We start from the raw sequence: 13327 nt of genomic DNA, 5'->3' as shown, positions 1-13327 counted from the left end.
AGGGCCTGTCCGACGGGCGCTAGCCGAGCCGTTCCCGCAGGGCGTGGTACTCGTCCCAGAGCTCGTCGGGGAGGTGCTCGCCGAAGGTGCGGAAGAACTCCGGCACCAGGTCGGCTTCCTCCCGCCAGGCGTCGCGGTCCACGGACAGGACGAAGTCCATGTCCTCCCTGGTGGTGTCCAGCCCGCTGGTGTCGATGTCCTGGGGGTCGGGCACGTTGCCGATCGGCGTCCGGGCGGCGTTGGCCTCCCCGTCCAGCCGCTGCACGATCCACTTGATGACGCGGCTGTTCTCGGCGAAGCCGGGCCACACGATGCGGCCGTCACCGTCCTTGCGGAACCAGTTGACGTAGAAGATGCGGGGGAGCTTCTCCGCCTCGGTGGCCTTGCCGACGCGGAGCCAGTGGCCGAAGTAGTCCCCCATGTTGTAGCCGCAGAACGGCAGCATCGCGAAGGGGTCGCGGCGCAGCTCACCGACGTTGCCCTCGGCGGCGGCGGTCTTCTCGGAGGCGACGTTGGCGCCGAGGTAGACGCCGTGCTGCCAGGTGAAGGACTCGGTGACCAGCGGCACGGTGGAGGCGCGCCGCCCGCCGAACAGGATGGCGTCGATGGGCACCCCGGCGGGGTCCTCCCACTCGTCGGCGATGGTGGGCGCCTGCCCGGCCGGCGTGGTGAAGCGCGCGTTGGGGTGGGCGGCCGGCTCCGGGGAGTCCGGGGTCCAGTCGCGCCCCTTCCAGTCGACGAGGTGCTCGGGCGGCTGTTTGGTGAGGCCCTCCCACCACACGTCGCCCTCGTCGGTCAGCGCGACGTTCGTGAAGATGCTGTTGCCCCACAGCGTGTTGACGGCGTTGGCGTTGGTGTCCTCACCGGTGCCGGGGGCGACGCCGAAGAACCCGGCCTCGGGGTTGATCGCGCGCAGCCGGCCGTCCTCGCCGTAGCGCATCCAGGCGATGTCGTCGCCGACCGTCTCCACCTTCCACCCGGGGATGGTGGGGTTCAGCATGGCCAGGTTGGTCTTGCCGCAGGCGCTGGGGAACGCCGCCGCGATGTAGCGGGGGCTTCCCTTGGGCGGGGTGACCTTCAGGACGAGCATGTGCTCGGCGAGCCAGCCCTCGTCGCGCGCCATGACCGAGGCGATGCGCAGGGCGTAGCACTTCTTGCCCAGCAGGGCGTTACCGCCGTAGCCGGAACCGAACGACCAGATCTCGCGGGTCTCGGGGAAGTGCGTGATGTACTTGGTGCTGTTGCACGGCCAGGCGACGTCCTGCTGGCCCGGCTCCAGCGGCGCGCCGACCGAGTGCACGGCCTTGACGAAGGTGCCGTTCCTCTCGATCTCGCGCAGGGCCGGTTCGCCCATCCGGGCCATGATCCGCATGGACACGGCGACGTAGGCGGAGTCGGTGATCTCCACGCCGAGCTGGGAGATGTTGCCGCCCAGGGGGCCCATGCAGAACGGGACCACGTACATGGTGCGGCTGCGCATGCAGCCGTCGAAGAGGCCGTTGAGCGTGGTGCGCATCTCGTTGGGCTCGGCCCAGTTGTTGGTGGGGCCGGCGTCCTGCTTGCGCTCGGAGCAGATGAACGTGCGGTCCTCGACCCGGGCGACGTCGCTGGGGTCGGAACGGCAGAGGAAGCTGTTCGGCCGCAGCTCGGGGTTGAGGCGGATGAACGATCCCTGCTCTTCCAGCAGACCGGTCAGGCGCTCCCACTCGTCCTGGGAACCGTCGCACCAGACGACGTCGTCCGGTTGGGTCAGGGCAGCGATCTCGCGTACCCATTCGATCAGTCCCTGGTGGCGAGTGGGCGCCACGTCGGTATCAGCTACCAGATCAGTCACAGCGGCTCCTCGTAGGTAATCGAGTTCTCGCATCATGGAGTACGAAACCGCTGTCCGGCTAATTGGTTTAGACCAAAGGTCTAGAAACACCGGCATCACCGCCGTGTTCGGAAGCATTCCGGCCGTGAGCGGCGGTGTGGCCCGCCCGGGCGGGGAGTGTCAGTACCCGCCGCCCCCACCGTCCTCGGGGGTGGACGGCGACTCGGGGCCCGAATAGTCAGATTTCTCTCCCTCTGGGGTAATCACGAACCACGAGTCGTTGACTCCCTGACCATGGGCGTCACCAGGGGAGACGTCACCGGCGTAGCGGTAGAGCGGCCAACCGTCGAGAGTGACCTGTTCCTCCCCCTCCCCCCGCTCGACGGTTCCGGTGCGGTCGTTTCCGATGCCGTCGGCGGTCACCTTCCCGTCGACGGTGACGGGCGGCCACTGTTCGGCGCACGCGTCCGTGCAGTTCGACGCCGGCGGGTCGTTGGAGTCGGCCGTGAACAGGTAGAGGGTGTAGCCCTCGGCGTCGACCACCGCCTCCCCCGCGTCGCTGTCCTCGGTGGCGTTCAGCGTGGACCCGTCGGTCTCGGGGGAGGCCGTGGTCTCCTCCCCCGTTGTCTCCGGGGCGCCGTAGCCACCGTCACCGCCGTCGCCGTCGCAGCCCGCCACCGCCAGCACCACGCACCCGCCGAGCGCGAGCACCCTGCCCGAGATCCGCATGCTCTTCCTTCCGGTTCCGTGTTCCGTGGAAACCCCTCCCCGACCATTCCATTATCCAACCGCGAATCCCGCAGGCTTTTCGCGACAGGCGGGGCCACCGAACAGTAAGAAAAGGAACCGAATTTTCAGGAAATTCCACAAAATATGTTATTCACGGAATGCGCATCCGAGCCCGTGACCGGCGAAACGCGCCACTCGCACCGGAACCGGCGGAAAACACCTCCACGCTGCGTGCGTCGCGTGGGCGACCGCGGAATCAGCGGGAACGCGTACCGCCCTGCGCCGCGCCGCGGAGTTTGGCCCAGGCGCGCCGCATGCCCGCGATCCACCGGTCCCGGTCCTGGCTGCGGTGCAGTTCGTACTCGGCCGCCTCGGGGTGCGGCAGCACCAGGAACCGTCCCTCCCGCAGGGCCGAGACCGCGGTGTCGGCGACCTCGTGCGGCTCCAGGTAGGCCCCGCCCAACCGGGTGGCCGAGTCCGCGCCGTCCCCGGCCGTCATGGGGGTGTGCACCCCCTGGGGGCAGAGGCAGGAGACGCCCACCCCCGCGTCGCCGTAGCGGATCGCCAACCACTCGGCCAGCGCGACGGCTCCGTGTTTCGTCACCGAGTAGGGCGCGCTGTCCAGCTGCGTCAGCAGGCCGGCGGCGGAGGCGGTGACGAGCAGGTGCCCGCGGCCGCGCTCGGCCATGCGGGGAAGCAGCGCGCGGGCGACGTGGACGTGCGCGAGCACGTGCACCCGCCAGGAGGCCTCCCAGTCGGCGTCGCCGCCGAGCCCGTCCCCCGCGGCGACCCCCGCGTTGGAGCACCACAGGTCGATCGGCGCGTGCTCCTCCTCGATGCTGGCGACCGCGCTCGCGACGGCGTCCTCGTCGGTCACGTCGAGCGTGACCGGGTGGGCCCGCTCCCCCAGTTCGATCGCGGCGTTGCGGGTGCGGTCCGGGTCGCGGTCGGCCACCAGGACACGCGCGGCGCCCTCGCGCAGGAAACGCTGGGCCAGGGCGTAGCCGATGCCGCTGGCGCCGCCGGTGACGACGACGGTCGCGCCGTCCGCGGTGAACGCGTCAGGCATGGGGGGGTTCTCCTGTTCCGGTCTGGGGACGGAAGACGAGCCGTCCGGTCGTGGACCCCTCGGCGACGCGCTGCACCGCGTCGGGGAGGGATCCGGCGTCGACGCGTTCGCTCACCAGCGGGGAGATGAGCCCCCTGTCGGCGAGGTCGGTGAGGTGGTGGTGCGCCTCGGTGACGAGTTCCGGGGCGCGCTGCCGGTACAGCCCCCAGTGCAGCCCCAGCAGACTGTAGTTCTTGATCAGCGCGTGGTTGAGGCCCGGAGTGGGGATGGTTCCGCTGGCGAACCCGATGATCACGATGCGGCCCTCGAAGGCGACGCACTTGGTGGAGCGGGCGAACGCGTCCCCGCCGACCGGGTCGAAGACGACGTCGGCGCCGCGCTGGTCGGTGGCGTCCTTCACCACGGGGACGAAGTCGTCGCTCCTGCGGTCGACGACGATGTCCGCGCCGAGCTCGCTGGCGGTGCGGGCCTTCTCGGCGCCGCCGGCGACGGCGATCACCCGCGCCCCGGCGGCCTTGGCGAGCTGGATGGCGGCGCTGCCGACACCGCCGGCGGCGGCGTGCACCAGCACGGTCTCGCCCTCGCGCAGCCCGGCACGGCGGTGCAACGCGAACCAGCCGGTCTGGTAGGCGATGAACATCGCCGCGGCCGCGTCGTCGCCGAGGGAGGCCGGGGCGGGGTAGGCGCTGTCGGCGGACATGAGGGCGTACTCGGCGAACGCGCCGGCGGGGAGCTCGGCCCCGCCGATCACCCGGTCGCCCTCGGCGAGGCCGGTGACGCCCTCTCCCGGTTCGACCACGTCGCCGCAGAGCTCCACACCGGGGGTGAACGGCATGGGCGGTTTCACCTGGTACATCTCGCGGCAGAGGAGGGCGTCCGGGAAGTTCACGGGGGCGGCGCGGACCCGGACCAGCACCTCACCCTTCCCGGGCCGGGGAGGGTGGATCTCCTCGGGTCGCAGCACGTCGCGCGGCTCCCCGGGCTCGTGTACCCGCAATGCTTGCACTGTCCGCCTCCGCTCATTGGATACCAACCAGTCGGTACCGAGTGAATCGCGCCACCGTCCCGGCGTCAAGCGGCGGGTCAGTGCACGATGGCGACCGGCCCCTTCGCGCCGTGCAGCACCGACTGGCTGATCGACCCCAGCAGCAGACCCGCGAAACCGCCGCGGCCGCGCGAGCCGATCACGATCAGGTCGGCGGGCGTACCCACCTCCAGCAGCGCCACGACCGGGTGGGCGCGCACCGCCCGGATGTCCACCTCCACGTCGGGGTGGCGCTCCCGCATCCCGGACACCTCCTGCTCGGCCGTCCTGCGCGCCGACTCGGCCACCGCGTCGTCGTCGAACGCGTCCGGCGGCACCGGCCCCACCGAGGACGCGAACGCCGCCATCGGCTGCCACGCGCAGACCGCCACCACCTCGGTACCGCGCTGGGAGGCCTGGGTGAACGCGAACTCGACGGCCCTGCGGCTGGGTTCGGACCCGTCGGCGCCGACGATGATGCGGCCCTTGACCCCCTGGACGTTCTCGTGCTTCTTCGGCATGACCACGACCGGCACCGGGGAGTCCGCCGCCAGCTCCACCCCGACCGAACCGATGAACGCCGCGGCCAGCCCGCTCAGACCGCGCGACCCCACGACGACAGCGGCGGCGTCGTCCGCGGAGGCCTCGGCGAGGAGGGCGTTCGCGGGCCGTTCGGTGGCGATGCGGGTCTCGACGTGCAGTTCCGGGAAGATCCGCAGTATCCACTCCCGCGCGTAGTCCACCAGCGCCCGGGCGTCGCGCGAACGCGACCACGCCGACGCGTCCCCGCCGCCGACGAGGTCGCCGAAGGGGCCGTCCGCCTCGATCCTGCCGACAGCGCTCACGATGCGTATCCCCAACCCGCGCAGGGCGGCCTCGTTTCCCGACCACTCCAGGGCGTAGCGGCTGGAGTCCGACCCGTCCACGCCGACGACCACCCACCGGTCCGGGGCAGTGCTGTCCATGGTGCACCTCCTTCCGTCAACGGTTCCGTACTACCCGCCAGCAGCGGGTTCAGCCCACCGGGTCCCGTTCAACGGGCGCTGTCCGCGGCTCCTCCGCCGACTCACGCGGACACCGCCGGCGCGGCACCACGACGACGCGCACGCGCCCGTCGAACGGGACCCGCCCCCGATGGTGGGTCACACCGGCCGCGCGTTCCGCACCCGGCCGCGTGTTCCGCGCGGCGCCCCGACCGGCCAGCGGCATCGTGTCGTTTACCAGCCCCTTACCCGAATGCGTCAGTATGGCTGCCATGAGTTCAGCCGGCCGTCTCCTCATCGCCGACGATGACCGCGCTATCCGGGACTCCCTGGAACGGGCCCTCCAGCTGGAGGGCTACGAGGTCCGCACCGCCAGCGACGGGGCCCAGACCCTGGCCGCGGTGCACGCCGAACCGCTGGACCTGGTCGTTCTGGACGTGATGATGCCCAGCGTGGACGGGTTGGGGGTGTGCCGGGTGATGCGCGCCGAGGGCGACCGCACGCCGATCCTGATGCTCACCGCGCGGGTGGAGACCTCCGACCGGGTTGCCGGGCTGGACGCCGGCGCGGACGACTACCTGCCCAAGCCCTTCGAGCTGGAGGAGCTGCTGGCGCGGGTGCGTGCCCTGCTGCGCCGTTCGAGCCCCACGCTGGAGGACGGGCGGCCCGAGCCCCCGCTGCAGGTGGGGGATCTGTACCTCGACCCCGCGGGGCGGCGCGTGTGGCGGGGAGGCCGCGAGGTGGACCTCTCCAAGACGGAGTTCGACCTGCTGGAACTGCTGGTGCGCAACGCCGGCATCGTCCTGGAGCACGTCACGATCTACGACCGCATCTGGGGTTACGACTTCGGGCCCGAGTCCAAGAACCTCGCGGTGTACATCAGCTACCTCCGCCGTAAGCTCGAGTCCGACCCGCAGGCGCCGCCGCTCATCCAGACGGTGCGCGGCGTGGGCTACACCCTGCGGCCCCAGGACGGCCAGTGATGCGTGTCCCGCGCCCGGCCCCGGTGGGGCAGTGGAAACTCGGCAGCAGGTTCGCGGTGGCGTTCGCGCTGGTGGCCGCCCTCGTCATCGCCCTGGTGGGGTCGCTGGCCTACAACACGGCGGCCTCACTGATCCGCACCGACGCGCGCGACGAGTTCGACTCCACCGTGGAGAGCCTCTCCTCCGACCTGAGCGAACCGCAGGCGGGGCGGGACAGCATCAGTCCCGACTCGCTGCAGGTGCTGCACTCGGACACGTTCGCCTTCCAGGTGCTGCGCCCCGACGGGAGCGTCGCCGTTCCGGTGCGGCAGGGGGACGCGTTGGAGATCCTGCCGGTGCGCCAGGAGGACCGGGAGACCGCCGCCGAGCGGGAGCCCGGTGTGGTGGCCACCCGCAACGACAGCGCCAACGAGGAGGACTACCGGATCGCCGCCGTGTCGCTCGGCGGCGGGAACGGTGCGGTCCTGGTCGGACAGCGCCTCTCGCCGACGGAGCGCATCCTGGACTCGCTGGCGCTGCAGACGCTGGTGGTGGGTCTGGCGGTACTGGTCGGGGCCGCCCTGACGGGGTGGCTGGTGGGCCGCGGCACCACCGGCCGGCTCGTGCGGCTCACCGAGACCGCCGAGTACGTCACCTCCACCGGCCGGGTGGACCAGGTCACCCCGGAACTGGGTGAGGCGGGGCGCAACGAGGTCCGCCGGCTCGGGCGGGCGTTCAACGCGATGCTGGCCCGGCTGGCCAGTTCCCGGGAGGAGCAGCGGCGCCTGGTGCAGAACGCCTCCCACGAGCTGCGCACCCCGCTGACCAGCCTCCGGACGAACGCCAGCGTGCTGCAGCGGTTCGACCAGCTCGACCCGCAGGCCCGCCAGCGCCTCATCGACGACCTGCAGGGGGAGGCGCGCGAACTGACCGACCTGGTCAACGAGCTCGTCGAGCTGGCCACGGAGAACCGGCGCGACGAACCGGAACAGGACGTGGAGCTGCGGGAGCTGGCCCAGCGGGTGGCCCAACGGGTGCAGCGGCGCACCGGCCGGGAGGTCACCGTGGACGCCGACGGGAGCGTGGTGCGGGGACGCCCCAGCTCCCTGGAGCGGGCCCTGTCCAACCCGGTGGAGAACGCCGCCAAGTTCGACACCGAGGGTTCCCAGCCCATCGAGGTCGCCATAGCCGGCGGCCGGGTGGAGGTCCGCGACCGCGGCCCCGGCATCGCCGAGGAGGAGCTCGGCCACGTCTTCGAGCGGTTCTACCGCTCCCCCGCGGCGCGGGGCATGTCCGGCTCCGGGTTGGGACTGTCCATGGTCGCCGACATCGCCGCCGAACACGGCGGTACCGTGTTCGCCCGGAACCGGGAGGGCGGCGGCGCGGTCATCGGTTTCCACCTTCCTACCCTGTGGGAGTGAGCTTCCGCACCGCAGAGCTTTACCGGTGTTTCACCCTCCCTGTCCGACCATGCCGGGGGCAGTGGTGTGCCCTGGGTCCTGTTCGGTGGGCATCGTCCGTCGCGGGCGGCGCGGCCGGTGCCGTGCCGGCGCGGCCGGGAGGGAGGCGGAGCGGATCCTCTGTCCACTGACGGGAACGCGGCCAGCACGGTGCCGGGGCGCCGCGTAGTACGGACACGCGTCCGCTGAACAGGGCCTGGGCGGCCAACCAGCAGCGTCGGGAAGGAGTCGAACCGCCCATGACAGGAGTCGTGCTCGTCGCCGTGGCGGGCGCTCTGGCGGTGGCCGCCGGGGCGGCGTTGCAGGAGCGGACCGTCCTCAGCGCTCCAGCCGTCGGCATCAACCAGCTGCGGCTGTTGCGGCACCTCTGCCGCAGCCCGCACTGGCTGGCGGGAACCCTGCTCACCGCCAGTGGGGTCGCTGCCCACATCTGGGCGCTGACCCAGGCTCCGCTGGTCGTCATCCAGCCGATCAGTATCAGCGGGCTGCCGTTCGCGGTGCTGCTGTCGGCGTTCTTCACCCGGAGGCGGCTCACCCTCGCCCAGGTCGCCGGGTCGTTCGCGGTCACGGTCGCGTTGGCGGGGCTGGTGAGCAGCCTCCCCCAGGACACGGAAACACCCGTCTTGTCCCCCGGCGAGACGGTCGCCCTGTCGGTGGGGTGCGCGGCGGTGATGCTGGGGTGCCTGGGTGTCGCGCGGTGGGGCGGCGGCACGGTCCGGGCGGGGGCGCTCGCCCTGGCGGGCGGGGCCGCCTACGGGGTGTCCTCCGCGCTGGCACGCCTCGTCGGGGTGGCCGTGCTGGAGAACCCGGTGGCGCTGGTGCACCCGCTGACCGCGATCGCGGTCGCGGTGGGGCTGTGCGGCGCGGTGCTGGTGCAGAACGCCTACCGCAGCGGCCGGTTCGCGCTCGCCTACGCCATCCTGCTGCTCAGCGACCCGCTGGCCGCCACCGTCGTGGGCGTGGCCTTCCTCGGGGAGCGGCTTCCCACCGACCCGTGGAACGCGGCCGTCGCCGGCGGGGCGACCCTGCTGGGTGCGACCGGGGTGGTGACGCTGGCCCGCTCCCCGGGCCGTTCCGGGAACGCGGCGCGGGTGCCCGCCGACGGGACGCGGCAGCCGGAACACGCCCTCGCCTCCCGGTAGCCGCCCCCGAAACGCGCGGCCGCCTGCGCATGGGGAAGGAATGCGCAGACGGCCACCGTCGGCGGGCGCGACGGGGACGGTCCGCCCGCCGCCAACTTCATGTGAGAACGTTCCCGTTGTTTTCGGTTTTACTCGCACGCGGAGGCGCTGTTCCGCCGCGTCCGGAGCGGCACCGCCGGATCAGCCGCCGATACTGTCCGCTGACTGCGCCGAGAGGGTCACCTCGGTCTCCTCCTGGTCTCCGCCGCGCTGGTAGCCGACCGTGATCGTGTCTCCCGGCTGGTGCGACCGGATCGCCGCGATGAGGGCGTCGGGGCCGTCCACCTCGTCCCCGTCGACACTGGTGATGACGTCGTCGCTCTCCAGGCCGGCCTCGTCGGCGGCACCGCCGCCGTTGACCTCCACCACCCTGGCCCCGGCGCCGTCCCGGTTCGGCGCGATGGTGGCCTCGACTGCCGCGTAGGTGGCGGTCCCGGTGTCGACCAGCTGCTCGGCTATCGGCTTGGCCTGGTTGATCGGGATCGCGAACCCCAGACCGATGGAGCCCGACTCGCTCGACGCTCCGCCGCCGGTACCGGCGATGGCGGTGTTGAGCCCCACGACCTCACCGTTCATGTTCACCAGCGGCCCGCCGGAGTTGCCGGGGTTGATGGGGGTGTCGGTCTGGATGGCGTTGATGACGGTCGACGTCCGCGCCTGCGGGGAGTCCTCGCCGCCGCCCGGAAGGTCGAACGGCGAGTCCGGGCGGTCCTGGCCCTGGTCCCCCTCGACGACTCCGGTGTTGACCGGGCGGTCCTTGGCGCTCACGACGCCGGAGGTCACCGTTCCGGACAGTCCCAGCGGGGACCCGATGGCGACCACGTCCGCGCCGACCTCGACCTTGTCGGAGTCGCCGAACACCGCGGGTGCGAGGTCCTTCTTCCCCTGGGCCTCGAGGACCGCGAGGTCGGAGACCGGGTCCTTGCCGAGCACCTTCGCCTTGGCGGTGTCGCCGTCGTTGAACTGCACCTTCACGGCGTCGCCGTCGCTCTGGGCGACAACGTGGTTGTTGGTGAGGATCCGGCCGTCGGAGCTGATGACGACGCCGCTCCCGGCGCCCTCCCCCACCTCGATCGACACGACGCTGGGCCGCACGCTCTCGGCGACCTCGCTGACGTCGCCGCTGGAGACGTTGCTGGCCTGGTTCCCGGACAGGGAACTCTGGGGCTGGTTCTGCTCACCGCCGAGGAGGGCGACGGTCCCGACCGCCGCGGCCGGACCGACGACGAGGCTGGTTGCCAGTGCCGTCACCGCCGCGACGAGGGGAACCTTGTGCCGTTTCCAGAAACTCTCCCGCTGCGGCCCGGGCGGCGGCGCGGGAGCCCCGGCGGCGGGGTCGGGCGGGAACGGCGGCGGCCCCTCCGCTCCCCCTCCCGGCATGGTCCCTCCGCCGGCGGCACCGCCGGGAGCGCCACCGGGCGGGGGTGCCGCCGGGGCGGCCCAGGAACCGTGCGGAGGAGCCGGCGGCTGCTGGCCTTCCCCGTTCTCCGGCCGTGGGTCGCCTGCGTTCTGGTTCTGGTTGAACGGGGCGCCGTTGTTGAGTCCGGTCTCGCTCACGTGGATCCTCCGGACGACGAGTACGGTTCCCGGCGGGGAGACTGCACCGCCGGGCTCGGTTTCGTTTCCCAGCGTCACTCGCACGGGTTAGAACGAAGTGAAACAGCCCTTAGTTCCGGTTTCGAATTCACCGCCCCGGCGCGCCGCCGCCGTGTTCGGCAGGGTATAACCGACCATGGCTCCAGGTGCGCCCCGAGCCGCCAGACGCACCGCGTGACCGCCCGCTGACCCAACATCGCAGGTCACGCGGTGTTAAACCGAAGATCTCCCGGTGCTCTCCCGGCTACCCCTCGCCCGTTTCCGCCGGGAGTTCCGGGTCGGCGCCCCAGGCGCTCCACGACCCGGGATAGAGGCGGGTGCGGGTGTAGCCGGCGTGCTCCAAGGCGAGCAGGTCGTGGCAGGCGGTCACCCCCGACCCGCAGTAGGCGGTGACGGTGTCGGCGGTGTCCGCGCCGAGGGCAGCGAAACGTTCGCGCAGCACGGCGGGGTCGGCGAACCCGCCGCCGGCGGTGAGGTTGTCCTGCCACGCGGCGTTACGCGCCCCGGGAACATGGCCCGGGCGGGCGTCGACCGGTGCGGGTTCGGCACCGGTGAACCGGCCACGGGTGCGCGCGTCCAGAACGAGCCGGGCGGGATCGTCGAGTTCCTCCCGCACGGTGGCGGTGTCGGCGACGCGGTCCGGCGGCCAGGGGACCGGGGTGCGGTGCCGGCGCGGCGGTGCGGGGTTGCCCGTCTCCAGCGGCCCTTCCCAGGCCTGGATGCCGCCGTCGAGTACGGCGGCGGGCGAGCCGAGCGCCCGCAGCATCCACACGAGCCGGGCGGCGGTGGCGCCGCCGGAGTCGTCGTAGGCCACGACGGGTGTGGTGTCACCGACCCCGAGCGCCGCCAGGGAGGCGGCGAAGTCCCGCGGGTCGGGCAGCGGGTGGCGGCCGCCCTCGGGGGTGGGCGGGGCGGCGAGATCGGTGTCCACGTCGACGAACACCGCCCCCGGGATGTGTCCGCCGAGGTAGGCGTCCCGTCCGGAACGGCCGTCGAGGTACCACCGCACGTCGGCGACGACGACCGTGTCGCGGTACCGAGCCAGCCACGCGGGGGTGACGACGACGGGGAGTTCGGTGGGACGTTCCTGCTGTGCCATGGGAGCGAGGATATCCGCCGGCGGGGTTGCGCGGCAGTAGCGGCACCGCCTAACGGGCGGGTTCGCGTTCGCCGGCGCGCAGCCGCGACAGCCACCACAGCCCCAGTACGGGGAGCACGAGGGGGATGAACAGGTAGCCGCTGCCGAACCGGGACCACACGGTGTCGTCGGGGAACGCGGCGGGGTCGAGGATGCTGGCGGCGCCCACGATCAGCACCCCGGCGAGTTCGACGGTGCAGGAGGCCAGCGCGACGCGGTGGGAGGCGCGGTCCCGGCGGGCGATGCCGACCGTGGCCACGATGTAGACGAGCCCGGCCACCGCGGAGAGGAGGTAGGCCAGCGGCGCCTCGTGGAAGCGGGTGAGGATCTGGACCGAGGCGCGGGCCGTGGCGGCCAGGGCGAAGACGGCGTAGACCGCGACCAGGACCCGGCCCGGTCCGGAGCGGCTGCTGGCGGGGTCAGGCAACGGCGGGCCCCCAGAGTTGTTCCAGCCGCACCATCAGCACCGGCAGCACCAGGCAGGCGACGGCGATGACGGCGGGGCCCCAGCGGCTGCGGTCCATGAGCCCCCACACGGCGCAGGCGGGCGGCAGCAGGACGACGGTGGCCAGGTAGGACACGAAGACCACGGGTTCCGCCGGGCGCGCGCCGCCGGTGATAAGGACGGTGGAGGTCACGGCCTGGCCGATGAGGATCAGCCACAGCACGGTCATGCCGGCCAGGTGCGGCACCACCATCGGCTGGTCGCGGAACGTGGAGACCAGGCACCAACCGGCCATGACGAGCGACGCGATGTGGATGGTGGTGGTCAGCCCCTCAACCACGCCCCGTACCTCCGCCCACTGTCGGGATCACTGTGCGTACGCTCCCCACCGGAAACGACCACTACGAACTGTAGTACTTGTGTCGGGGGCGAGCGAACAGCGCCCTGAACAGCAAGGACAGAGAGGGTCCGCAGCTACCTTCCCCACGAACCAAGACCCATCCCCGCGTGATCCCCGCGTGCGCGGGGAGCATTCCTGCTGGACCTGCTGCAGCAGGTGGGGGTTGGGTCCATCCCCGCGTGCGCGGGGAGCATACCCAGTTCGTTGCTGAGTACTTGAGCGATCCGGGTCCATCCCCGCGTGCGCGGGGAGCATTGAGCCTCTGGGCGGCCGGGTGCGCCGCGACCTGGGTCCATCCCCGCGTGCGCGGGGAGCATTCCTTCTCCAGGTACTCCCGCACCGCTTCTCGGGGTCCATCCCCGCGTGCGCGGGGAGCATGTGCCGGTGCCGTATGCCGATCTGGCGGAAAAGGGTCCATCCCCGCGTGCGCGGGGAGCATGGACCGACCATCAGCGCGGCCCGCGCCTGGGGGGTCCATCCCCGCGTGCGCGGGGAGCATCTCGAACTCGTCCTCCCGCGCAGGTGGA

The 13327-nt window shown here is 72.1% G+C and carries 12 protein-coding genes and 1 CRISPR repeat array (1 of these 13 cut by a window edge); of the genes, 3 read left to right on the top strand and 9 right to left on the bottom strand.

What is annotated here, in order from left to right; genetic code table 11:
• Positions 1-19: 19 nt before the first annotated feature.
• The 5 genes from FHX37_RS00140 to FHX37_RS00120 form a co-directional block, all read right to left on the bottom strand.
• Positions 20-1867, bottom strand: coding sequence for a phosphoenolpyruvate carboxykinase (GTP) (locus FHX37_RS00140; RefSeq protein ID WP_141921447.1), 1848 nt, complete (start codon positions 1865-1867; stop codon positions 20-22).
• A gap of 126 nt (positions 1868-1993) precedes the next feature.
• Positions 1994-2542, bottom strand: coding sequence for a COG4315 family predicted lipoprotein (locus tag FHX37_RS00135; protein WP_141921446.1), 549 nt, complete (start codon positions 2540-2542; stop codon positions 1994-1996).
• A 256-nt stretch (positions 2543-2798) separates the two neighbouring features.
• The gene (locus tag FHX37_RS00130) at positions 2799-3611 is read right to left on the bottom strand and encodes an SDR family oxidoreductase (protein ID WP_141921445.1); all 813 of its coding nucleotides are present in this window, start codon (positions 3609-3611) and stop codon (positions 2799-2801) included.
• Positions 3604-4617, bottom strand: a complete 1014-nt coding sequence (locus FHX37_RS00125; RefSeq protein WP_141921444.1) for an NADPH:quinone oxidoreductase family protein — start codon at positions 4615-4617, stop codon at positions 3604-3606. Before FHX37_RS00125 ends, FHX37_RS00130 begins: the two co-directional genes overlap by 8 nt.
• A 77-nt stretch (positions 4618-4694) precedes the next feature.
• Positions 4695-5600 (bottom strand): universal stress protein, encoded by a 906-nt coding sequence (locus tag FHX37_RS00120; RefSeq protein WP_141921443.1) that lies wholly within the window; start codon positions 5598-5600, stop codon positions 4695-4697.
• A gap of 290 nt (positions 5601-5890) precedes the next feature.
• Between FHX37_RS00120 and FHX37_RS00115 the strand changes: the two genes are divergently transcribed.
• From FHX37_RS00115 to FHX37_RS00105, 3 genes are all read left to right on the top strand, one after another.
• Positions 5891-6601, top strand: coding sequence for a response regulator transcription factor (locus tag FHX37_RS00115; RefSeq protein ID WP_141921442.1), 711 nt, complete (start codon positions 5891-5893; stop codon positions 6599-6601).
• Positions 6601-8001 (top strand): HAMP domain-containing sensor histidine kinase, encoded by a 1401-nt coding sequence (locus FHX37_RS00110; protein WP_141921441.1) that lies wholly within the window; start codon positions 6601-6603, stop codon positions 7999-8001. Before FHX37_RS00115 ends, FHX37_RS00110 begins: the two co-directional genes overlap by 1 nt.
• Before the next feature lie 278 nt (positions 8002-8279).
• The gene (locus FHX37_RS00105; protein WP_141921440.1) at positions 8280-9182 is read left to right on the top strand and encodes a DMT family transporter; all 903 of its coding nucleotides are present in this window, start codon (positions 8280-8282) and stop codon (positions 9180-9182) included.
• Positions 9183-9362: 180 nt separating this feature from the next.
• On the opposite strand, the gene FHX37_RS00100 is transcribed toward FHX37_RS00105, so the two are convergent.
• The 4 genes from FHX37_RS00100 to FHX37_RS00085 all read right to left on the bottom strand — a co-directional run bounded on the left by FHX37_RS00100 (position 9363) and on the right by FHX37_RS00085 (position 12740).
• The gene (locus FHX37_RS00100; protein WP_342777587.1) at positions 9363-10778 is read right to left on the bottom strand and encodes a S1C family serine protease; all 1416 of its coding nucleotides are present in this window, start codon (positions 10776-10778) and stop codon (positions 9363-9365) included.
• 283 nt (positions 10779-11061) lie between these two features.
• Complete coding sequence (locus tag FHX37_RS00095; protein WP_141921439.1) at positions 11062-11916, bottom strand: sulfurtransferase; 855 nt, start codon at positions 11914-11916, stop codon at positions 11062-11064.
• A 49-nt stretch (positions 11917-11965) separates the two neighbouring features.
• Positions 11966-12382 carry a hypothetical protein gene (locus tag FHX37_RS00090; protein WP_141921438.1) on the bottom strand — a complete coding sequence of 139 codons (417 nt, stop codon included), beginning with the start codon at positions 12380-12382 and terminating at the stop codon, positions 11966-11968.
• Positions 12375-12740 (bottom strand): hypothetical protein, encoded by a 366-nt coding sequence (locus FHX37_RS00085; RefSeq protein ID WP_141921437.1) that lies wholly within the window; start codon positions 12738-12740, stop codon positions 12375-12377. Before FHX37_RS00085 ends, FHX37_RS00090 begins: the two co-directional genes overlap by 8 nt.
• Before the next feature lie 164 nt (positions 12741-12904).
• Positions 12905-13327: a CRISPR direct-repeat array (repeat unit 29 nt; unit sequence GGGTCCATCCCCGCGTGCGCGGGGAGCAT) (it continues 951 nt past the right edge of the window).

Source organism: Haloactinospora alba (assembly GCF_006717075.1).
Classification (GTDB): domain Bacteria; phylum Actinomycetota; class Actinomycetes; order Streptosporangiales; family Streptosporangiaceae; genus Haloactinospora; species Haloactinospora alba.
Note: the sequence above shows the minus strand (reverse complement) of the source record. Positions and strands in the feature narration are given on the sequence as shown.